The organism is Rothia nasisuis (assembly GCF_928381405.1).
In the GTDB taxonomy this organism is placed as follows: Bacteria; Actinomycetota; Actinomycetes; order Actinomycetales; family Micrococcaceae; genus Rothia; species Rothia nasisuis.
In genome coordinates, this window is record NZ_CAKMSB010000009.1 from 89,519 (window position 1) to 111,368 (window position 21,850).

Genomic DNA, 21,850 nt, shown 5'->3' on the forward strand with positions numbered 1-21,850 from the left:
CCTGTGACCGCATGATGAGAGACAGCGGGGCGGTAGCTAGTTTTCGCAGGTGGGGAAGGTTGCAGGGTTCTCACCTTGGCCGATACGGGTCACCGCATCTTCCGCTTCGGCCAGAGTAGCGACCTTGACGACGTTGAGGTTACGTGGAACATTGCCCACCACTTCATCGCAGTTGGCTTCAGGGGCTAGGAAGACGGTGGCACCGGCGTCCGCAGCGCCCCACATCTTCTGCTCAACACCCCCGATGGGGCCCACTGTGCCATCTGAATCGATGGTTCCCGTGCCCGCAAAATGCACACCCCCGGTCATCTCACCCGGGGTGAGCTCGTCCATAATACCCAGAGCAAACATCATGCCCGCTGAGGGGCCGCCGACCTCTTCCAGGCCGTAGTTGACGGTCAGGGGAAAGTCAAAGGAGCGGGCAATGTAGAGCCCCAGAACGTAGCTCTCACTCTGCTCGTTGTAAGTGGGAGTGATGGTCACGGTACGTTCTTGACCATCTCGGCTGAGGGTAAGATCAACAGGCTCTCCGCCGGCGGCGTTAACACCCTCCGTCAGTTTCGTGTACCCCGTTAACGTTTGGCCATTGATGGCGATTACCAGGTCATCGGTCTCTACCAGGCCCGTGCTGGGGCTACCTTCAACTAAACCTGAAACCTTCAGGGTCTCGGTATAGCCAATGCCCAGCTGGGTGAGAGCAGCAGCCTGCGCAACCTCCTGTGAGTTGGTCATGTCGGCGGTGTTCTGGGCCGTCACTTCCTCGTGGGTCAGCGCGGGATCGTAGACCAAGTCACTCGGAAGCACGGTAGTGGAGTCCTCGAGCCAGGTAGCTAGAGCACCAATCGCGAACATCGAAGAGTTCGGCCCACCTGCTACGGATACAGTGGTCATATCAAGGTTGCCGCTAACAGGGTAGGTCTGGGCGCCCTCAATCTCAATGAGATTCTTGTTATTGAATTCTCCAATGGTATTGAACGCAGGGCCAGGTGATTCGGTAACAAAATTAACCGGCATCATCAGGGCAACCGCAGTGAGGCCCACTGTACCCAAAGCCGCTACCCTGCCAAGATTCAAACCGCGGGCACGGTTGTGCTGCGGTGTCTGTTCCCTGCTCGATAAAACCATAGAAACAAGGTTACTCGAAAACCCGGAGCTCCCCTCGCCCCTCAGTAAATTCTCACTCGGCTCACGGCTAAAAGCAGAGACCTACCGTTGTGCAGGCAAGTAGGCTAGAAGACAGGTACGGGCGCGAAGCGCCGCAGCGACGTGGAAAAGAGGCTGACCGTGAATTCCAACCCCCATGACCCTTCAGGGCGCGACCCCCTTGAAGAGTTCATCAAGCGCCTAACCGAACAGGGCTTTGACCTCTCAGCCATGGATGGCACAGCAGGTTTCGATGCCGATGCCTTCAGAAACATGGGTATGCCTCTTGACCCCGCCATGCTCTCGGGTATCTTCGCGCAGATTAACTCCATGATGAGCGCCCAGGGGTCTGACGAGCCTGTCAACTGGGACATGGCCAAGCAGCATGCCCGCCAAGTGCTGGCTATGGGCGAGGACCCCTCCATTACGTCCTCACAGGTAGGGGCTGTTCGTGACGCTGCCGCCCTGGCTGATCTCTGGCTCGACCCCGTCACCCTCTTTGAGCGCCCCAACTTCGGTGTTGAAGCCTGGTCAAAGGCCGAATGGGTGGAGAACTCGTTTACCACCTGGAAAGACATCGCCGGGCCGGTTGCTGAAGAGGTCTCCTCTGCCATGAATTCTTCGATTCAGCAACAGATGCCCGAAGAGATGGCCAGCCTGCTCGGTGGGGGTGCTATCTTTACGGGACTGGGCGGCATGATGTTTGGCATGCAGATGGGTCAGGCCATTGGCAGGCTCGCTGAGGAGGTCGTGTCATCAACAGATATTGGTATACCTCTGGCTCAGGGGCGATCTGCCCTGCTTCCCGGTGGCGTCGCTGCCTTTGGTGAAGGCCTTGAGGTTCCAGCCCAGGAGGTGGCGCTCTATCTGGCCGTACGCGAGGCCGCCCTGATTCGTCTGCACAAGGCTCACCCCTGGTTACGCGAGGATATCATTGAGCTCATTAAGCGTTTCTCACGCGGTATCCATGTAGACGTCGAACGGATGCAGCAGGCGGCCAACGATATCGACTTTGACCCTGCCAACCCCGAGGCCATGATGGAAGCCTTTGGCGGCGACATGTTCAAGCCCCAGCTCACCGAGGATCAGCAGCTCGCTCTTGACCGCCTCGAAACCCTGCTCGCTCTCATCGAAGGCTGGGTCGGCCTCATCACTGAGCAGGCCACCCAAAACCTGCCGATGGCACCCCAGCTGGCTGAGACTATGGCCCGCCGCCGAGCCACCGGCGGCCCCGCTGAGCATGCTTTCTCCCAACTCGTTGGCCTTGAGCTCCGCCCCCGTAAAATGCGTGAGGCCCTAGCCTTCTGGCGTCATTACGAAGAACAGCACGGCTTCGAGGCTCGCGATCAGCTCTGGGAAGGCCCCGAAACTCTACCTACCGGAGAAGACCTGGACGATCCTGCTGGCTTCACCTCCCGCCGCGCCCTGCTCACCGCCAGCGAAGATGAGTTCGACGCCGCGCTCGAGAAGCTCCTGGCAGGCGGGTACGATGAGCCACATGAAAGCAAGGACGAGCAGTAGCAGCCGCGGGTACTACTAGCTACCTTCCTGTGGCCGCTGCCCGAAGGTCACACCCTCCAGAAAGCCCCGCGCTTTCTCCAGATGCGGGTAGCGGGCTTCAAGTACGCGGAAAGCCGAAGAATGGTTAGGTTCCACAAGATGGCACAGCTCGTGGAAAATCACCGAGTCGAGAGCATAGTCAGGTGCCCCCTGGAGAACGTGCGAGATACGGATGGTGCGCCCGCCAGGGGTCGCTGACCCCCAGCGGTACTTCTGGTTAGTGACCCAGCGAACTGAAGCCGGCGCAGGAGCTTCTGGCAGGTAGGTCTCACGAAGGTACCGTGCCCGCTCCCCCAAGAAGTCATCTGAGGCATCGCGGCGCGAACGGGCGGCCAGGTGAGCCCGGCGGGCAGCCACCTTGGGAAGCAGATGAGCCAGGTACTCCTCAACCTCACCGCGAGTAGCCCGCGCAGGAACCAACAGCCGTACCCTCCCACCCGGGAGCGGCTGCGCCTGCACCGTGCGGGTACGGCGAGCGGAGCGGACGACCTCTACCTCGGGCCGGTTCTCGGTCGCAGGGAGCACCTCGGTACGGGTAGCCATCAGACTCCCCGCGGTGCAAGGTCGTCAATGAACCGGGAACGCCTGCGGCTGGCGCGCCCTCCCGGTGTGCGTGAGCGGGACCAGGTGAGAGTCACATGAGAACGGGCGCGGGTAATTCCCACATAGAAAAGACGGCGCTCCTCATCGATTTCATCTGAAGTCTGGGCAAAGGAGATAGGCATGAGTCCCTCAGAGAGCCCCACCAGAAAAACAGCCTCCCATTCCAGGCCCTTAGCCGAGTGCAAGGAGGCCAGGGTCACCCCGTTCAGCGAAGGTGCATCGCGGTGCTGCGACCGTTGAATCAGTACCGCTACCAGTTCATAGATGGTCAGGGCAGGTGGCAGCTCACTGGCCCCGTTGGCACGGGCCTGTTCACGGGCGTCCTCGCGCTCAGCAACCAGCCGGTCAGCCAAAGAAACGAGCGTCTCTAAGGACTCCCAGCGGGCGCGCTCCTGCCCGCTACGCTGCGGGGCTTGGGCAGACCAGCCCAGATTTTTGAGATTGTCACGCACCAGCTGGGGCACAGAGTCGGACGCTTCGGCCCCCTTCGCCGCCCCCTGTAGCATGGATAGGGCGGCGCGGACCTCTGCCCGGTCAAAGAACTGTTCGGCACCGCGAAGCTGATAACTGATACCCGCGTCGGTGAGGGCCTGTTCAATAGCTGCTGACTGGGAGTTAGTGCGGTAGAGTACAGCGATATCAGCGGGCGCGACCCCGCCCCTGTCTATGAGGTCTTTGATGTCCTCGGCAACGCCGAGGGCCTCCTGTTCGTCGTCCGCGTACTCAAACCACTCAGGGGCTGCCCCCGCCGGACGCTGTGACACCAGTTGCAGAGGCGGAGCCCAGGAGAATTTGGTTGAATCTGGCTGAGCCTTGCGGGTGGCTAGGAGCCTGTTAGCCAGGTCGACGACCTGTGGGGTGGAGCGGTAGTCGCGCACTAGTTTGACCAGGGTAGCACCCTCAAAACGGGTACGAAATTCAAGGAGGTGGCGGCTGGTGGCCCCGGCAAAGGAATAGATGGTCTGCGAGGCATCTCCCACCACGCAGATATCATCGCGGCGGCCCAGCCAGGCCTCAAGGAGTCGCTGTTGAAGGGGCGAGACGTCCTGATACTCATCGACCACGAAATGGCGGTATTGCTGATGAATCTGCGCGGCTATATCAGGATTTTCCTCAATAATCGCAACGGTCAGAAGCAGAATATCTTCGAAGTCTATGACGTTGCGTTCGTCCTTAAGTTCCTCGTAGGTGCGGAGCAGACGCACCAGGTCGACAGGCGAGAGGTTAGAGGGCAGCTCACGGTCAGCCAGGTGGGGCCTGAGGGTGTCAGCGGTCAGCATGGAGACTTTGGCCCACTCAATCTCGCTGGCCACATCGCGCACAACAGCGCGGTCCGTCGCCAGCCCCAGTCGCCTGGCTGCCTCAATAATAAACTGGGACTTGTTTTTCATAATCTCCGGTAGAGCACCGCCGATGGCCTGGGGCCAGAAGTAGCGCAGCTGTGACAGTGCGGCAGAGTGGAAGGTTCGGGCAACCACCCCGGCTGCACCCAGTTGCCGTAGACGCACCTTCATCTCCTCGGCCGCGCGCGTGGTGAAGGTCAGGGCCAAGACTGCTTGCGGGTTGTAGCGGTTAATAGCGATACCGTAGGCGATGCGGTGGGTAATGGCTCGGGTCTTACCCGTACCGGCGCCCGCCATCACGCACATGGGGCCGGTTAGCTCGGTAGCCACGCGGCGTTGCTCAGGGTCAAGCCCCTCAAGAATGGCCTCGGGGTTTGGCGGAGCCAGAGCGATAGCCTGGGCTCGCAAACGATCCTGTCTCATGGTTCCTCCCCGTGCTCTCGCGCAACCGCGCCTGATGTGCCGGTGCTGCCCATCAGCGTCACACACCGGCTCTCTAGTCTACCGCCTCTCTCAGCTCTCGGTATCGAGCGAGAAACCCAACCACAACTCAATTAGACGGCGGGAGATAGAGCTGGGCCCGGGTAGAATCACCTGCTGGTGACGGTAGGCAGCCACCAGCTCATCGCGGGAAAACCAGCGGAGTGTTTCAATCTCGGCGCCGTCTGCCCGCACCTGCTGCGGGTTGGAAAGTTCAGCTAGAAAGCCACACATGAGCGAGCGCGGGAAGGGCCAGGGCTGCGAACCCACATAACGCAGGCTGGCTACGTGCCCGCCACATTCCTCGTAGACCTCCCGTAACACAGCTGTTTCAAGGGCCTCGCCGCCCTCCACGAACCCGGCGAAGGTTGAAAAACGCCCCGGCCCCCAGGCTCGTGCCTGGCCAAGCAGGATTTTTTCGGTGCCCTCGCTCTGGGCGGTGACGGCCGTGATGACAGCGGGGTCTGTGCGGGGGAAGAGTTCCCTGCCGTTCTCAGCGCTGCGAACCCACCCCCCACAGCGGGCGTAGGTGGGCTGGCCGGTTGCGGCATCGAATCCAGTGGCCCTGTGCCAGGAGGCCAAGGACGCTGCCGCTACTAGGACTTCTCCCCACTCAAACGCCGGGCCCTGCCCCGAGTAGCCATAACCGGCATAGTCACGCACCGGCACCCAGGTTCCCCCGGTGCGGGCGGCAAGCACATCGGCGGTGCTCTCTTCTTCGTTCTCAAGGCCCTGCAGGTTGAGCTGGCCGAGGTCAAGAAAGCGTTCGAAAGCTCCGGTGAGGGCCAGCGTTGGCTGTTCATCTGAAATATCGGTGAGCAAGCCGGACGCTGGTGCCCGGCACCCAGCCCACAAGAGAGTGGGATGCTGGTGATAGTCGGCTTCCGTATAGTTGAGCAGGTCATGACTTTTCAGTTTGAAGGCGGTAGCTAGGTCGAGGGGCTCTGCAGCCTGCCCGTCGGAGCCTTCAACAGATTCTGCCGGGCCCAGCAGGATTCGCCCTTGATCGAGAGCCAGCAGAACCGGGCGGTGCCCCCAGGGGTAGCTAGCTCGCTGCCGTCCGCTCAGCTGCTCCGGCCCCATCACCAGAGCCCTACCCACGGCACCGAAGAAGCCGGGGGCCTCTTTTAACACCCCGGTTCTACGTACTCGGTCGGTGACTAGAGGGAGACGCCCCAGCGGCGAAAACCAGCTGTGTTCACGGCCCTGGGCATCGGCGTCCTCGCTCCCGGTTGTATCTGTGGCCTGCGAGTTACCCGCTAAATCCCTAACATTTTGGCCCCGCATCAGCTGCACCCCTTTAAATCTCTTGTACCCTTGAATATGTGACATCAACACCGCTTCAACTTGCCGCAATCGTATCAGCTGGGGTGCCCGGTCTCTACCCCGTTGCTGCCCTGCCCTCAGCTGACGACGCCTTGGACTTTGACTCAGCTATCATCATTGACTCAGCTAACAAGCGCTGGCGTGTGCGTGCCCCCAAACACCCCGAAGCCAGTGTGCGTCTCGAAGCTGAGCACGTCATCTTACAATCTTTCACACCCGGCCTGCGTGCCCGGCTCCCCTTCTTAGTGCCCACCATCGTTGGCACTGTACCGCTAGACGGGCGGCATGCTTTTATCTACTCCCACAATCCCGGCAGTCACTACGACATTGACGGCCTCGCTGGCCTCTGCCAGAACATACAGGACGGGCCGGGCAACATTGCCGACGATATCGCCCACACCATTGCCACTATCCACGCCTTTCCCACCACAATCGTGGAGAGCGCTGACTTGCCGGTCTACACCTGCCAGCAGATTCGCGAGCGCCGCCTGGCGGAACTCGATTTAGCGGTAGCTACCGGTAAGGTGCCCTCGGGCCTGCTCACTCGCTGGGAGCAGCAACTCAATAATTCTGCTCTGTGGAGCTTCAACCCCCGCGTTGTCCACGGTGACTTCAACGAAGATAATCTGGTACTTGACCAGAAGAAGATTGTTGAAATCACGGGCTGGTCTGAGGTCTGCGTGGGTGACCCCGCAACAGACTTCACCTGGCTTTTTGCCAGCGAGGACCCTCTCTTCCGCGAACGCGTTTTCGAGGCCTACCGCAGGGAGATGCCCCAGGAGCCAGACCGCCACCTTGAAACCCGCGCCAATCTCTACGCAGAGTTCGGCCTGGCTCAGTGGCTTATTCGCGGTGTGGAACTCGAAGACCGGGTCATGGTTTCAGAGGCTGTTTCTATGCTGAATCACCTCGAAGCTGACTTGCGTGCCGTGGACGCTCTCGATCCTCCCCTTCCCGAAGAGAAGCCGCAGCCGCTGGACTAAAATCTAGCTCCCCTCTTCGTGTGTGCTGCGGCCCTGCCCGCTGGTACCCACCAGTGAAAACTTTTCACCGATTCAGTTTTTCGGCTTTGGCTAGGGCACGGGCTAGCTCCTCTCGTGTTGAGAAATGGGTGACCTCAACGGTCTGCCCGGTTGATGCGTAAAAGAAAAAGGCCTCAACGTTTTCTGTGGTTACTCCCATGAGCTGGGCAAAACCCAAGCGGTAGAAGGAGAGCTGCACCGACCGGTTCTTGAGCTCCTTCTTAGTCCGGGGGGGCCGGCCTGTTTTCCAGTCAACGAGCTGCCAGACGATCTTATCTTCACCGTCTGTCCGCGTGAAAATAGCGTCGATGCGGCCGCGCACAGTTACTCCGCCCACCGGGCTTTCGATGGGGTACTCCAGGGCCCAGGGCTGGCGGTCTGCCCACTCACTGGATAAGAAGTTTTCGCGGAGGGCGGGCAGGTTGAGTTCTTCGTCGCTGGCGTCATCGTCAAAGTCCTCATCGATATCAAGCATGCCGCTCATTCCGAAGTGTTCCTCTACCCAGGCGTGGAAGATGGTGCCCTGGCGGGCGGCGATGCCGGGGCGGGCTGGCATGGGGCGGCGGAGACGGTCTACCACCTGTTGAGGGTCAGCGACGAGGTTGACGAGCAGGGACGCTGACAGGTGCCCCGGTAGCTGGAAGGCCTGCTGTTCAGATGGGGCAGCTAGCAGACTCAGAAGGAGCTCGGTCTCTTCTTGCCAGTTCTCAATGATTCTTGCCTGGTCAGAGAGCTCTCTGTCTGAGAGTTCGGGCAGAGAATCCGCGCCTTCAAGTGCCCGAGGGTTCAGCCCACCGCGCAGGACGTTCTGTGCGGCGCGCTCCACAACCTGGCGAGGGGTCAAGCCGGTGTGGCGGCCGACTGCTGTTCCGTGCGCCTGTTGGCCGGCGGAGGCTCCGGCTGCTTCCAGCTCTTCGAGGGACTCCCAGGTGGTAGCGGCTGGTCCGTTGAAGGGATCATAGGGCCAGGAGGCTACCGTGATAGCCGCTGACTGGGGGTTGCTCTCCCCTACCTGCTCTTCGGGCAGAGTTGAGATGCGCTGAGCAAGGGGGCAGTCAGTCTCGTAGAGTTCGCTGAGGAAGGGTGAGGCGGCACGCGGTTTGGTGCCGGTTCCCTTCCACGCAGAAGTGGTAAGCACCAGCAGGCTCCGGGCACGGGTAAATCCCACGTAGGCTAGGCGCCGTTCTTCATAGGTGCGGTGTTCAACGGCTTCCTCGGCGAGCTGGCTCATGAAGTCACCAAAATCGCTGAGGTTCTCGAAATCCTGACGCCAGCCCGGCAGATGGGTAAAGTCCCCGCGCAGAGGCCAGGGCAGGGTGTCGCCCCTCTTGGTCCAGCGTTCGTCCTTACGGTCGGGGAACTCACCCGCTGCGAGCCCCGGGATATAGACGTGATCCCATTCCAGCCCTTTTGAGGCGTGAACGGTCAGTAGCTGAACAGCGTCGTGCCGAGGGGCCTCAGCTGCCATTTCAAGGCCAGCCTCTTGGGCGGCAGCCGCATCGACCCAGGCTAGGAACCCGGTGATGCCGCTGGCGGATGCACCGGTAGCGCTCAGCGAGAACTGTACGGCCTCTTCACCTGCCTCAGGGTCAAGACCCGAGGCTGCGGCCTGGAGCAGGGCCGTCACCCGCGGGGCAGAGGACTCATAGGCCGCAGCCACATCGTAGAAGGCATCTAGATGCCGGCGGGCTGTGGTAGAGCGAGCGCCCGGGCGGGCCGCAAGTTCAATGTCGAGGAGCAGGGTACGCTCAATTTCGGTCAGTAGCGTGGTGAGATGGTCAGTGGTGAACTGCCTCAGATGGGCTAGTTCGCCGGCAACCGAGCGGAGGCGGGCTAGCCCTTCGTCAGTGATAGTGCGCCCGGTGCGGGTTGAAGCCCATCCGGGCTGAGGCAGGTTTTCGAGCGCTTCAATCAGCGAGGAGCCGTCTGTGACATCTGGGGCAGCTGCCTCAAGTAGGCTGGTGAAATCGCGGACGGTTTGCGGCTGAGGGGCCTGCCGCTTATCGGCCTGGGTTGTTCCGCGTTCTGCCTCCTGCATCGCATCCAGCATCTCCTGCTCAGCGCGCAGGGCGGCAGCGTCGGTTGTCATGCCGAATCTGATTTCGAGCTCGCGCCTGCGTTTGAGCTCGCTGGCCCACTCGCCGAAGGCCAGCAGGTCCGAAACCCCAAGGCGCCAGCGGGCGCCTGACAGAAGGCGCATGAGGGCATCCGAGCGGCCGGGGTCGCTCAGCACCCGCAAGACCGCCACGACATCAACAATTTCGGGGGTATCGAGCAGACCTCCCAGGCCAACTACCTGGTAGGGGACGCCCAGCTCATCAAAGGCTTCTTGCAGGGGCCCCATCATAGCACGCTTCTTGCAAAGCACAGCCATGGTTGGCATCTCGGCTAATGGCCGCTGAGCCAAAGGGGCGCGCTGGTCTGCGATGAGCCGAGCAATGGCTCTGGCCTCATCCTGATCGGTCAGATACTCACCTGCAAGAACCTGCCCCTCGGTAGCTTGAGGCCGGGGCACGAGGTCTGGCACGCCGATACGTTGAGGGACGCTGACCCAGGTGGGGGCTACGGCCAGGGGTGCGGCAACCCGGTTGGCTGTAGCCAGAATTGAAGCGTCATTACGCCAGGCCACGGTTAGGTAGCTGGCGGTGGGATCCTCGGCGGGGAAATAGTCGTAGAAGCTAAAGAGCTGGCCGTCAGAGGCCCCCCGAAAGCCGTAGATGGACTGTTTGGGGTCGCCCACAGCCATCACGGGGTGCGGCTCTCGCCCGTGAGTAGCTCCGAAGAGGTCAGAGAAGAGTTGCATCTGGGCATGGGAGGTATCTTGGAATTCATCGAGCAGAACAACTTTGAATCGCTGCCGTTCGGTAGCTGTTGCCTGGGGAACCCGCCTGGCGATCCGGGCCGCATGTGCGAGCAGGTCACCGTAGTCTATCACCTGCATACGACGTTTGACGGTGAGATACCTTTTGACCAGTTCAGCATAGAAAATACGGAGCTGCAAACCCTGCACCAGTTTCCTCTGCTCATCCGTTGCCCCTCTGACCGTGGGGCGGCCAAGGTGTTCAACCGTGGCCAGCGCCCTGCGGCACCACTCGATGACCTGGTCGGGGTCCACGAGGTGTTCAGAGCATTCTGAGGCAAGATTAATCACAGAGTCAACAATGGTTGCTTTGGCCACCTCCTTCTCGGGGAGCTTGCCTTCGTAGTGCTCGACGACTTGGGCGACCAGCTGCCAGGTTTGAGCGCCACCTAGCATGTGGGAGTCATCTTCAATCCCCAGGCGTAGACCGTACTGAGCGACCAGGGTGTTGGCATAGGAGTGATAGGTCAAGATGGTGGGGTCACCGGCCACCTCTTCGCCTGCCTGACCGGGCACTTCACGCACAAGTCCCTGCCGTCGGAGTTCTTCGAGCCGGGAGCGCATACGTTCCCGTAGCTCACCGGCAGCCTTACGGGTAAAGGTCACGCCGAGCACCTGGTCTGCGCGCACCAGCCCGTTAGCTACCAACCAGACCACACGGTCAACCATGGTGGCAGTTTTACCGGAGCCAGCGCCAGCAACAACAAGACGGGGCACGAGGGGCGATGCAATGATGGCAGCTTGCTCCGGCGTCGGCGCTGGCCGCCCCAGGGCCTGAGCAATCTGCTCGGGTGTCAGCCAAGGCCGACCGGAGCTATCAGGGCCCGGGCCGGTGGTTCTTGGGCCGCTGTTACCTGGAGTGTTGGTATCTGAAGTCATGGTCTTTTCGGTGATCTGCGTCGTGGTCAGCTGCCCAGCTCAGAGGCAGCGATGGGTAGGCTGGGGGATTCGTGGCGGGCCTACTGCGGGGGCCGAACGGTGATAGCACGGCCTCGCGAGCAGAGCGGGCAGATATCGGGGAGGGCACAACCCACACCAAAGGGCCCCTCGGAGGTATGGCGCGCCTGTAACTCCTTGCCCGCGATGAGTTCAGCGGCCCGTTGAATGAGCTCAACTGCCCAGGTACTCTCAGGCGTGAGTGGCTTTTGCTCCTGCTCACCGTACCTGGCGGTCTCGCCCCCGATTTGGAGTAAGAGAGCACCGCCCGAAAGTTCCTGGAGGCCGCCCAACACAGGTAGGTCGCCCCCGGTAGGACGAGGACGGGCGGCGGCTGAGTCATCTGCCTCACCTTTGATGAGTTGCTCTTGCATCATCTGACCGGCACCGGCTTCAAGCGCCACCTGATAGGCCGCAAGCTGGGGGTGGTGCTCTAACTCCGCGCGGGTGGGCTTCTGTTTACCGGTCTTGAGATCAATAATGACGAAACGGCCCAGCTGGTCAACTTCAATGCGGTCTACTCGGCCCGAGAGCAGGGCGTCACGGGCCGGGCCGGGCACCAGCACGCTAAAGGAACCCTCAACCCCGACCAGCGAACGCCCCTTGTCTTTAAGGTCACGTACATAGTCAGCGAATTTCTGAATCATCCGCTCTGCCCGCTCGATGATTTTTTGGGACTCCCAGCTCTCGGGCAGCCCCAGCTCGGGCAAGCGGCGGCGTAGCTCATCTCGGAGCGTGATGCCGTCTGCCTCGGGCATGGCCTCACAGATGGAATGGATCAGCGTTCCCAGCGAGCGGGAGGCGTCAGTGGCCGCTTCGGCCTGTGAGGCAGAAACAAACCAGTCCAGGGGTGAGCGGTGGATTTTCTCAATCTGGGAGGGTGAGACGGGCACGGGCCCGCCTCCTGCAAAAGCAGGTGTATCGGAGGAAGGCGGTAGCAAGCCCCACCAGGAGCGGGGGTGGGCTCCCGGTAGCTCAAAACCGGAGGTCTGGCGGGTATCTGAAAGCCGTTTCAACAACCGGGCCGCGGCATCTGCCCGTGCCGGTGATAGGTGCTGAGCTTCTGCCGCCTGCCGGAGCTCTGCGACCAGAGAACGCAGGGTCATAGGTCTACGGACCTCGGTCAGGGCGCGTTCACCACCCGGGGCGGGGGCATAGATGTCGAGGAGCTCACTGGGGGCCGCATCAACAGAAGACACCGCCGTGCATACGACCCGTTCCCGGGCACGCGAAACAGCTGTTGAGAACATGCGGAATTCATCGAAGCGGTTGGAGCGCAGACGGTCAAGGAGAGTGCTCCCCCGGTTCTCGTTGTGGGGTGAGGGCCCGCCCTGGGCTACTCGCCCGGTAACGATATCAACCAGGTCAAGAGTACCGAGCAGGGAACCGCGGACGGTGGTGTTGGGCCAGCTACCATCTTGTAGCCCCGCGACGTAGACGGTATCCCACTCCCTGCCCGCTGCGAGAGCAGGAGTCATAATTTCGATGGCATCACGGTAACTGGTGCGCTCGGCCAGGGTGTCCATGGGTAAATCTTGGGCGTCGATGTAGGTGAGGAACTGTTCAGCTGTAGCTCCCGGCATCTGGTCTGTGTAGCGGGCGGCGGCCTCAAAGAGCCCAATCATAGCGTCAATGTCTCTGCCTGCCCGGTCAGCCCCGGTGCCGCCTGCCCGAGCCTGAGCCTCCCAGAGGGGGGCTAGGCCGGACGCGTCCCAGAGCGCCCAGAGAACGGTCTCAGCGGTTGCTCCGGGCTCATCGAGAGCCCGCTCCCCAGCCGCTAGCACAGCGGCTAGTCTTGTGGCGGCCTGGCCAGCCCCGCTACCGGGTAGCAGGTGGGGGTTCATGAGCGCCTCAACGAGCAGGGCATCGCTATCTCGGGTACCCCCTGACCGTAGCTCTTCAGCGCGCAACCGCTGGCGCAGGCGGCGAATTTCTATAGAGGAAGCGCCCCCTAAACGCGAGGTGAGCAGGGCAATTGCGGTTTCAACACCCAGGCCCCAGGCAGCGCCTGCTTTTTCTACGAAGGGTGACGGGGGAGCTGTCTCTGCACCCGGCTCTGTCTCAGCAGGCGCAGATTCTTGCTCCTGCAACCTCACCTGTTGAGCTCGAACTAATCGGGTGTGCACAATGAGCCCCAGGGCATCAAGGAAGGGGCGGACGGCCGGTTCGTCACGGATGGGGGTGATAGAGGCTGCTGTTTGTACCGGTAGGCCCAGGTTGGTCAGCGCTCGTTTGAGTCGGGTGACATCTGACCCGTTACGCACAATCACCGCACTCCGCCGGTATGCCCTACCCCGATAGAGGTAATCTTCGAGGATCATCTGGGCCAGTAACTGATTCTCCTGCTGGGGTGTCTCTACCACCAGCCCCAAAACCTGGGCTCGGGCATCCTGGGCCTTCTCGGGATTAAGCAGGGCGCCGTCATCTCCCAGCGGGAGAAGGGCCTGCTCCTGTGGGTTTTGAGGCGCTGGCTCTAGCTGACGGATGTGCGCAGCTCTGGGCATCAGCGGCAGGCGGCGAGCCACTTCTGCCCACCGCTGCGCAAGCTGGTGCACCATGCGCCAGGAGGTACGCAGGTGCTCGGTCGTGAGGGCCCCAGCGAAAACATCGGGGAGGGTCGAGACGAGCTGTGGGGTGGCGCCGCGGAAGCCCTGCACCACGGTATCGGTGCAGCAGGTGATGGTGACTGCGGGTGCAGTGTTGAGCGCGGTCTCAAGCTCCTCCCGGTCGGTTTCGCTCTCGTCTGTGAGACTTCCCTCATTGCCAGAGAGAATTGTCTCAGTTGACCGCCCTACCAGCACGGCCAGGAGCCTGTGAATAGAGGGGGTCAGCTCCTGGGCATCATCGATGAGCACCAGGTCAAAACGGGCGCGTTCCTCAGCCAGCAGAGCGGGATTTTTTAGAAGTGCCCGAACGGCCTCGTGAATCAGGGAGGCAGGGTCAAAGGCGTTGGGGGCGCGCAGGGCCCGCACCTGCCGGTATTCGGTGTAGAGGCGGGACAGCGCCTTCCACTCGGGCCGGTTGGTGCTTTCGCCTAGGCTGTAGACCCGGTCAGCGGTCAAATCGTATTCCGCTATACGGTCGAAGAAGTCACGAATCTCGTGCCGAAATCCCCGTGTCTCGAGGGCTTCGCGCAGGTCGTCCGGCCAGACTATCGCACTCCCCTGCCCCTGCCGGTGGCCGTCAAGGAGCTCTTTGAGCATGACGTCTTGTTCGGGGCCGCTCAGTAGCCTGGGCGCAAAATCAACTCCGGTCAGGTAGCCCTGAATCTGCGCGCGACGGAGTAGGTCAAAGGCATAGGCCTGCCAGGCACGGACCGGCGCGGTGGAGACAGCAGCTGTAATCTGCGCTGAGAGAGCTTCACGAAAGCGGGTAGCACTTACGCGCGAGGGAGTGAGTACCAGCAGACGAGCGGGGTCAGCACCCGAGTTGACCCAGGTTGCGGCTTTCTCGAGCAGGGTGTGTGTCTTGCCAGTGCCGGGCGCACCCAAAAGCAGGGTGGCGGGAGGCGAGACTTGAGGTGCTGACCTATCGCTCACGACTGCTCCTGGGGTTTCGGGTTTCTGTGCCGTATAGTCCATCATAGGTGGCTGTTGATCTAAGAGTCTGAATGTTTCGCCCAGCAAATATTTTCGGCTAGCCCGTAGAGAGGCTACTATCGGTGTATGACTTCACAGACCGCACCCTGGACGGAGCTACCCCGCGCCACCTTTGATCTTGAGACCACTGGTGTTGACCCCAGGACAGCTCGCATTGTCACAGCTTCTCTGGTGTTGGTTTCACCGGATGGTGACGTGCTCCGTGCCGGGGAATGGTTGGCTGACCCAGGGGTAGAAATCCCCGAGCAGGCATCAGCTATTCACGGCATCACCACCGAGTATGCCCGGCAACACGGCAAGCCCGGGCAGCAGGTAGCCTACGAGGTTGCGATGGCTCTGGGCGGTCTGTTTGCCGACGGCGTTCCCGTCATCGCCTTTAACGCTGCCTATGACTTCTCGGTTCTGCATTTTGAGCTGGCCCGCTACGGCTACCCTCCGCTGGTCTGCTCTCCGGTGCTTGATCCGCTCGTCATCAATAAGCACGTGCACAAGTTCAAGAAGGGCAAGCGCACCCTTGAGGTGCTGGCCAGCGAGTACAGTGTGGAGCTAGAGAACGCTCATACCTCCAAGGACGATGCCCTAGCCGCTGAGCGCCTGCTCACGGCTATGAGCTTTGAGTACGAAGAAATTGAACAGCCCGCTACGGCCCTGCACGAGCAGCAGATTACCTGGGCGGCTGAGCAGGCTGCTGAACTGCAGGAGTACTTCAACCGTATTGGTAAGCAGGCGGACGTCAGCGGCGCCTGGCCGGTGCGCACCGACTAGCTCATTTCCCTCCCGACAAGGGCTCCGTCAGGCCAGACGATGCCGTTGACACCATCCTCTGCGCCACCGGCGTCCTTTTCTGCCTTTCCGCTACTAGATTTAAAGAAGCAAATACACCTCAACTTCAAGGACGACCGTGAACGAGCCCACGCCCACCAACAGCATCTACCTCGGCTCAACCCCCACCCAGCATCAGCGCCTCACCACCCAGTCAGCCGTCGTCCTCAAACTGGGCCTGCTCCTGATGAAATCTGGGGCCAGCGCCTACCGCGTCAAAGCATCTATGGCGCGCCTTGCCAAGGCCGTTGGCCTCGACGAACACCACGCCCAAGTGCACTTCACCGAAATTTCCACCACCGCCTACGCACACGGCCATTTTCGAACCGAAATTGCAGAGACCCGTATCAAGGGTATTTCAGCCTTTAAAATCGACCTACTCGGTGACTTCGTCTCTTCTCTGCCTCCACGTATCGACCCGGCCGTGGCCTCAGCCACCCTCACCCGCATCGATAGGGAAAAACCCCTCTATACCTTCTGGCTGCTGGCGCTAGCCTCAGGGCTGGCCTGCGCCGCCTTCGCCTTTCTCAACGGGGGCGGCATCCTCGAATGCAGCGTCGTTCTCCTTGCAGCCTTCGCAGGCCAACTATTGCGCTCCACCCTCACCCAACGAGGGATCAACCACATGATGGTCTGGATGCTCTGCGGCCTACTCTCTACAGGGCTCTATGTGGGGGCCATGAACACCCTCATAGCCCCGGGGCTGATTGCAGATAACCACCTTGTGGGGTTCATCTCCTCCATCCTCTACCTCATCCCAGGTTTCCCCCTGGTCACCGGCATGCTAGAGATAGCCCGCATGGATTTTTCATCGGGCCTACCCCGCCTCACCTATGTGGCGCTACTCCTCGGGTCGGCCTCTTTCTCGGTCTGGCTACTGGCCCTGCTCTTTAGTCTTCCGCTCCAGCAGGCCCCAGAACCTACGCTAGCCCCCTGGGTGCTCGTAGCCTTCCAAGTGCTCGCCTCATTCACTGCGGCTTTCGGGTTTGCCATGCTCTTTATGGCCACTCCCCTCTCCTGCATCTGGGCCGGCCTGATTGCGGCCCTGGTCAACCCGGCCCGTATCTGGCTGATTGAAGCTGGCTGGGCTCCCCACCTGGCTATTGCTCTGGCAGTTTTTACCGCCGGGGTCTTGTCAGAGGTGGTTGCGCCCCTGCACGCGCGGCGGGTCTCGCGTGTCTCCCTGGCAGTACCAGCTACCGTCACCATGGTTCCCGGCGTCATGTTTTATATGTCCATGGCCCACTTCTCCAACGGCAACGTGAACGAGGCCCTAGCCAGCCTTGTGCAGGTCCTGCTCATCTTCGCAGCCTTAGGCATGGGCCTGGCCCTCTCCCGCCTGTTCATGGACAAGAACTGGCTCTATGACCGCGACACCCAGAACCTGGCGGCCCTGCCGCAAGGCCACATGAGATAAGGAAACTTACACTCAGAAGTAGGCGAAGCAGGCTCGCGCTCGCTGCCGACCCTCTCGCTGGTTCGCTTCGCTCACAAGCGATTCACGCCAGCCGCCGAGCCAGCAGCTTCGCTGCGAGCCTGCTTCACCTCACCATCTAACGTTCCGTACTGATTTAATTCGGCCCCCTCTAGGCTGTTGCCTCTGCCGCTGCGCGGGCTGCCTCGGGCAGTGCTGAGATGATTCGGTCCATGGCGGCGTCATCGTGCGCTGCTGAGAGGAACCAGGCCTCAAATGCGCTGGGGGGCAAGTAGATGCCGGACTTCAACATGGAGTGGAAGAAGGCCTTGTAACGGTAGGTTTCTGACGCCTTGACGTCTTCGTAGTTGCGTACACCCATCTCAGCAGTGCCGAAGGCAACGGAGAAGAGGTTGCCTGCGGTCTGGATTGAGTGGTTGACTCCAGCTGCCTTGAAGGCTTCAACCAGGGCAGCCTGGAGCTGGGCTGAGCGGGCGTCAATGGTTTCGTAGACGCTGGCGTCAGCGGCCTTAAGGGTTGCAAGACCAGCGGCCATAGCGATGGGGTTGCCTGAGAGGGTACCTGCCTGGTAGACCGGGCCGGTCGGAGCCAGGTACTCCATAACCTCGCGCTTGCCGCCCAAGGCAGCCATGGGCATACCGCCGCCAATGACCTTGCCGAAGGTGAAGATATCGGGGGCCCAGTTGCCTTCTGCGGGAGCTGAGTAGCCCCAGTAGCCTGCGGAGGAGACACGGAAGCCGGTCAGCACCTCGTCAAAAATCATGAGGGCACCCTCTTCGCGGGTAATCTCGCGCAGGAAGGCGTTGAAGCCCTCAGCGGGGGTCAGCACGCCCATGTTACAGGGGGCTGCTTCTGTGATGATGGCGGCGATCTCGCCGGGGTTGGCGGCGAAAGCTGCGCGGACGGCGTCCTCGTCATTGTAGGGCAGCACGATAGTTTCGGCGGCGGTGGCGGCGGTGACGCCCGCCGAACCGGGCAGGGCAAGGGTTGCAACGCCGGAGCCGGCTTCTGAAAGCAGGGCGTCAACGTGGCCATGGTAGCAGCCTGCGAACTTAATGACCTTGTCGCGCCCGGTGTAGCCGCGGGCCAGACGGATAGCGGTCATAGTCGCCTCAGTACCGGTAGAGACCATGCGGATCTGGTCAATGGTGCCGGGAGCTACGGCGTTGATGCGGTCGACCACCAGTTCAGCCAGTTCGGTTTCGGCAGCAGTAGAAGCACCGAAAGAAAGACCGTGTTCAACGGCAGCGTGGACGGCCTCAATCACACCGGGGTGCTTGTGGCCCAGCAGGGCAGGCCCCCAGGAGCAGACCAGGTCAACGTAGTTGTGGCCGTCGGCGTCGGTCAGGTAGGGGCCGGAGGCCTCCACCATGAAAGCGGGGGTTCCACCTACGGAGTTGAAGGCGCGCACCGGGGAGTTCACACCGCCGGGAATGACGCGGACTGAGCGGGCAAAGAGGTCTTGGGAAACGGTCAAGGGGTATACCTTTCGTGGGGTCGGTGGCACCAGGACGCCGGGCGTGGCTGGGCGGTCTGTGAGCTAGTTTAGCGTGCCTTGGTTTAACCAGCCTGCGGCTTCGGTGGCGTAGTAGGTCAGGATGATGGAGGCACCGGCGCGGCGGATACCCATGAGGGCTTCAAGGGCTACAGCCTTGCGGTCAATCCAGCCAGCGGCGGCTGCCGCCTCAATCATGGCGTATTCACCGGAGACGTGGTAGGCGGCCACGGGCACGGGCGAGAAATCGGCAACCTCGCGCACGATGTCCAGATAGGCGGTGGCGGGTTTGACCATGACCATGTCTGCCCCCTGCTCTATATCAAGCTGTACTTCGTAGAGGGATTCGCGGCGGTTAGCGGGGTTCTGCTGGTAGGTTTTGCGGTCGCCGGTGAAGGTAGAGCCGACCGCGTCGCGGAAAGGCCCGAAGAAGGCGGAGGCGTATTTGGCGGAGTAGGCCAGGATAGAAACGTCGGTGAAACCGGCTTCATCGAGGGCGGTACGCATGGCACCGATTTGGCCGTCCATCATGCCGGAGGGGCTGACGGTGTGGGCACCGGCGCGAGCCTGAGAGACCGCCATGAGACAGTAGGATTCTACAGCCGCATCATTATCGACCACGGTCTTGCCCAAGGCGTCCTGGGTTAGGGGGCCGCAGTGACCGTGGTCGGTAAATTCATCCAGGCAGGTATCGGCCATGACCACCACAGAATCACCAAAGTGTTGGCGCACAGCCCGGATGGCCCGGTTGAGAATGCCACCCTCGGCCCAGGCAGCTGAGCCAGTCGCGTCCTTATCCTCGTCGCGAGGCACACCGAAGAGATCGATACAGCGCACACCGGCATTGACGGCTTTCTGTACCTCACCTATGACGGTCTCCAGGGTGTGCTGGTACTGGCCCGGCATGGACTCGATCGCAACGGGCTTATCGATGCCGTCACGCACGAAGAGAACCTGCACCAGGTTGGCAGGGGTCAGGGTGGTTTCGGCGGTCAACGCCCGGATGGGGGCGGTGGTGCGCATCCGGCGCGGGCGGACGGGCAGGGCTGAGGGGGCAAAGAGAGCGGAAGAATCGGTCATGATGTTCCTTAAGTCTGGGTCAGAGCAAAGGCTACGGCAGCCAGGTCGGCCGGGGCAGGGCTGGTAGGGGTACTGACTGTCGCCGGGCGCACCGCCGAGTCAAGCTTTTGGGTAGCGGCCGCTGTGCTGGCACCGATAGCTACCGTGGGAGGTAGCCGGGTACCTGCGGCCTCAGCCAGGGTGCGCAGTAGTAGGGGCGAGGTAGCGACCAGGACGTCGGCTCCAGCAAGCGCTGCCACTGCAGCATCGAGGGTGAGGGCATCCGCATCGGCCTCGGTAGCTGCAACCAGGGGGTGGGAAGCCGGGTAGGGCTCCATCGTGTAAACCGGCAGAGTGACTACTGTATAGCCGTAGTCGGTCAGGCCCTCTTCAAGCACCGGTGAGGCGGTGGTGCCCTGCACAGCCAGGACGGTCTCGCTCATGGAGTTATCCCACTCTTCATCAAGCAGCCATTCATCAACCATGCCCGCTGCCGACTGGGTTTCAGGCACAAAATCTACCAGCAGCCCGCGCTCGGTCAGGGCGGCCTCTGTAGCCCGCCCCACCGCAGCGAGTTGGGCAGCGCCCAGTAGCTGCCCCAGGGACTGGCCGATTCCCTGAGCCAAGGCATCGAGGCCCAGCACCCCGTTGACCGAGGTAAAAGTAACCCAGGAGAATTCCCCCCGGATCAAGGCGAAGGCAACCTCACCCCAGTCCTCCGGTTCGGTGCCCACAGCCTCAAGTAGCGGGGCGGTAAGAACCCGGGCGGTGGCGTCCTGCCCGGCCATCTCGCGGGTGAAACCGGCTGCCTTGGCCGGGGAGCGGGTTATCAGGTAGGTCGCCACGGTTCTACTCCTCCCCGCCCTCAGTGCCCAATCCGGCCAGCGCGGTGGCCCCCATACCCAGCACATCTTCAGCTGCGCGGGTACCGAGAAAGGCAGCTGACTCAGGTGACAGGGTTTCGGTTTCAACAGTGTGGCGAAGCAGCTCAGTTCCGTCAGGGCTAGCCACGGCAACGGTCAGTATCAGCTGCCCAGCGACCAGGTAGGCGTAGGCCCCAATAGGGGCGGCACAGCCAGCTTCAAGGCGGCGGAGCAAGGCGCGTTCGGCGGTAACCGCCAGCTGGGTTTCGGTGTGATTAACAGCGGCCACAGCGGCACCGAGCTCTGAGCTCTCGGCAGTATCGCCCGTGCGAATCTCAATCGCCAGAGCCCCCTGACCCGGGGCAGGGACAACCTGCTCAACACTGAGATACTCAGTAATGGTCTCTTCTAACCCCAGACGGTGCAGGCCCGCAGCGGCCAAAACGACCGCGTCGCAGTCACCGGTGAGAGCACCTAGCTTCTTCTCACCGTACAAGCCGTGGGCGCCCACCCCGTAACGCTCCTTGCCCGGGACGCGAGCCAGGCGGGTTCCCACGTTGCCGCGAATATCAACGATGGTCACATCGGGGCGCAGGGCCAGCAGCTGGGCAGCGCGACGCGGCGAGCCGGTACCTACTCTGGCCCCCTGAGGCAGGGTTTCTAGGGTCAGCCCATCCCGGGCGCAGAGGGCGTCCCTGGGGTCCTCCCGTTCCGGGGTCGCGGCGACGGTCAGCCCCGGGCAGGGGGCACTGGGGAGATCCTTGAGCGAATGCACCGCTATATCTACTCCCCCGTCGAGCAGGCGGGAGCGCAGGGTGGCGGCAAAGACGCCGGTACCGCCCAGCTGTGAGAGCGGGCCGGTGAGCACATCTCCCTCGGTTTTGACAGTGACGGTCTCTAGCTCAATGCCGGTTGCCTCTCGCATACGCTGGGCAGCCCAGGCAGTCTGGGTGGTCGCAAGCGCCGACCCGCGCGTGCCTACGAAAAATGTTCGAGCTGCCACTTGAGCGTCCTTTCGTGCAATCTTTGTCAGAGTATTAGTCCCGAGGTTAGGGGGCTTGGGTTCAGGGGCTTCGGGAGCGGAGCGGGCTACCCCTTGTAGTTGGCAATCACCGGCTTCTCGGAGCCGGGGCGCAGTGACTTACAGCAGTCGGGGTCACAGGCGTCGAACCAGCCCGGCCCACCGCAAACTGACTGGCGGGCGGCCTGGACGCCCTCGGCGTCCGGAGCGGGAGCGCTGGCGGCGACGCGTTCGGCGATAAGCTGGCGCAGGCCCTCAACGTAGGCGGGGTGGGTGCCGGGGG

14 protein-coding genes and 1 pseudogene are annotated in these 21,850 nt (G+C 61.9%); 4 read left to right on the forward strand and 11 right to left on the reverse strand.

Translation table 11 applies throughout. From position 1 onward, the window contains the following. Nucleotides 1–36: 36 nt before the first annotated feature. Complete coding sequence (locus L6966_RS08575; protein WP_083093793.1) at nt 37–1,125, reverse strand: YlbL family protein; 1,089 nt, start codon at nt 1,123–1,125, stop codon at nt 37–39. Between the two features lie 159 nt (nt 1,126–1,284). Here L6966_RS08575 and L6966_RS08580 point away from each other — a divergent pair, with 159 nt between their 5' ends. Beyond that, on the forward strand, nt 1,285–2,664 hold the full coding sequence (locus L6966_RS08580) for a zinc-dependent metalloprotease (protein WP_237233212.1): 1,380 nt from the start codon (nt 1,285–1,287) through the stop codon (nt 2,662–2,664). Between the two features lie 15 nt (nt 2,665–2,679). On the opposite strand, the gene L6966_RS08585 is transcribed toward L6966_RS08580, so the two are convergent. From L6966_RS08585 to nudC, 3 genes are all read right to left on the reverse strand, one after another. After that, entirely contained in the window at nt 2,680–3,246 is a 567-nt protein-coding gene (locus tag L6966_RS08585; protein ID WP_237233213.1) for a M48 metallopeptidase family protein, read from the reverse strand. Beyond that, a complete protein-coding gene (locus tag L6966_RS08590) occupies nt 3,246–5,072 on the reverse strand; it encodes an ATP-dependent helicase (RefSeq protein ID WP_237233214.1) in 1,827 nt (608 codons plus the stop codon). The genes L6966_RS08585 and L6966_RS08590 overlap by 1 nt, the downstream gene beginning before the upstream one ends. A gap of 90 nt (nt 5,073–5,162) precedes the next feature. After that, on the reverse strand, nt 5,163–6,416 hold the full coding sequence (nudC, locus tag L6966_RS08595; RefSeq protein WP_237233215.1) for an NAD(+) diphosphatase: 1,254 nt from the start codon (nt 6,414–6,416) through the stop codon (nt 5,163–5,165). Nucleotides 6,417–6,454: 38 nt separating this feature from the next. On the opposite strand from nudC, the gene L6966_RS08600 reads away from it, so the two are divergent. Further along, nucleotides 6,455–7,438, forward strand: coding sequence for a phosphotransferase (locus L6966_RS08600; protein WP_083093802.1), 984 nt, complete (start codon nt 6,455–6,457; stop codon nt 7,436–7,438). Nucleotides 7,439–7,502: 64 nt separating this feature from the next. Here L6966_RS08600 and L6966_RS08605 read toward each other — a convergent pair whose 3' ends face one another. Both L6966_RS08605 and L6966_RS08610 read right to left on the reverse strand, forming a co-directional pair. Beyond that, complete coding sequence (locus tag L6966_RS08605; protein WP_237233216.1) at nt 7,503–11,216, reverse strand: ATP-dependent DNA helicase; 3,714 nt, start codon at nt 11,214–11,216, stop codon at nt 7,503–7,505. 80 nt (nt 11,217–11,296) lie between these two features. After that, nucleotides 11,297–14,812: a UrvD/REP family ATP-dependent DNA helicase gene (locus tag L6966_RS08610; RefSeq protein WP_237233217.1), complete on the reverse strand. Its 3,516-nt coding sequence runs from the start codon at nt 14,810–14,812 to the stop codon at nt 11,297–11,299. Nucleotides 14,813–14,938: 126 nt separating this feature from the next. On the opposite strand from L6966_RS08610, the gene L6966_RS08615 reads away from it, so the two are divergent. Both L6966_RS08615 and L6966_RS08620 read left to right on the forward strand, forming a co-directional pair. Next, nucleotides 14,939–15,637: a 3'-5' exonuclease gene (locus L6966_RS08615; protein ID WP_083093807.1), complete on the forward strand. Its 699-nt coding sequence runs from the start codon at nt 14,939–14,941 to the stop codon at nt 15,635–15,637. A 136-nt stretch (nt 15,638–15,773) separates the two neighbouring features. Continuing rightward, entirely contained in the window at nt 15,774–17,111 is a 1,338-nt protein-coding gene (locus tag L6966_RS08620; protein ID WP_237233218.1) for a threonine/serine exporter family protein, read from the forward strand. Nucleotides 17,112–17,280: 169 nt separating this feature from the next. Here the strand turns inward: L6966_RS08620 and hemL are convergent, their stop codons facing one another. From hemL to L6966_RS08645, 5 genes and pseudogenes are all read right to left on the reverse strand, one after another. Further along, entirely contained in the window at nt 17,281–18,606 is a 1,326-nt protein-coding gene (gene hemL / locus L6966_RS08625; RefSeq protein WP_237225267.1) for a glutamate-1-semialdehyde 2,1-aminomutase, read from the reverse strand. Between the two features lie 63 nt (nt 18,607–18,669). Beyond that, entirely contained in the window at nt 18,670–19,704 is a 1,035-nt protein-coding gene (gene hemB / locus L6966_RS08630; RefSeq protein WP_237233219.1) for a porphobilinogen synthase, read from the reverse strand. Nucleotides 19,705–19,712: 8 nt separating this feature from the next. Further along, the gene (locus L6966_RS08635; protein WP_237233220.1) at nt 19,713–20,528 is read right to left on the reverse strand and encodes a uroporphyrinogen-III synthase; all 816 of its coding nucleotides are present in this window, start codon (nt 20,526–20,528) and stop codon (nt 19,713–19,715) included. Between the two features lie 4 nt (nt 20,529–20,532). Continuing rightward, a complete protein-coding gene (gene hemC / locus L6966_RS08640) occupies nt 20,533–21,549 on the reverse strand; it encodes a hydroxymethylbilane synthase (RefSeq protein WP_237233221.1) in 1,017 nt (338 codons plus the stop codon). 86 nt (nt 21,550–21,635) lie between these two features. Continuing rightward, a pseudogene (locus tag L6966_RS08645) lies at nt 21,636–21,850 on the reverse strand (ferrochelatase); the annotation flags it as partial.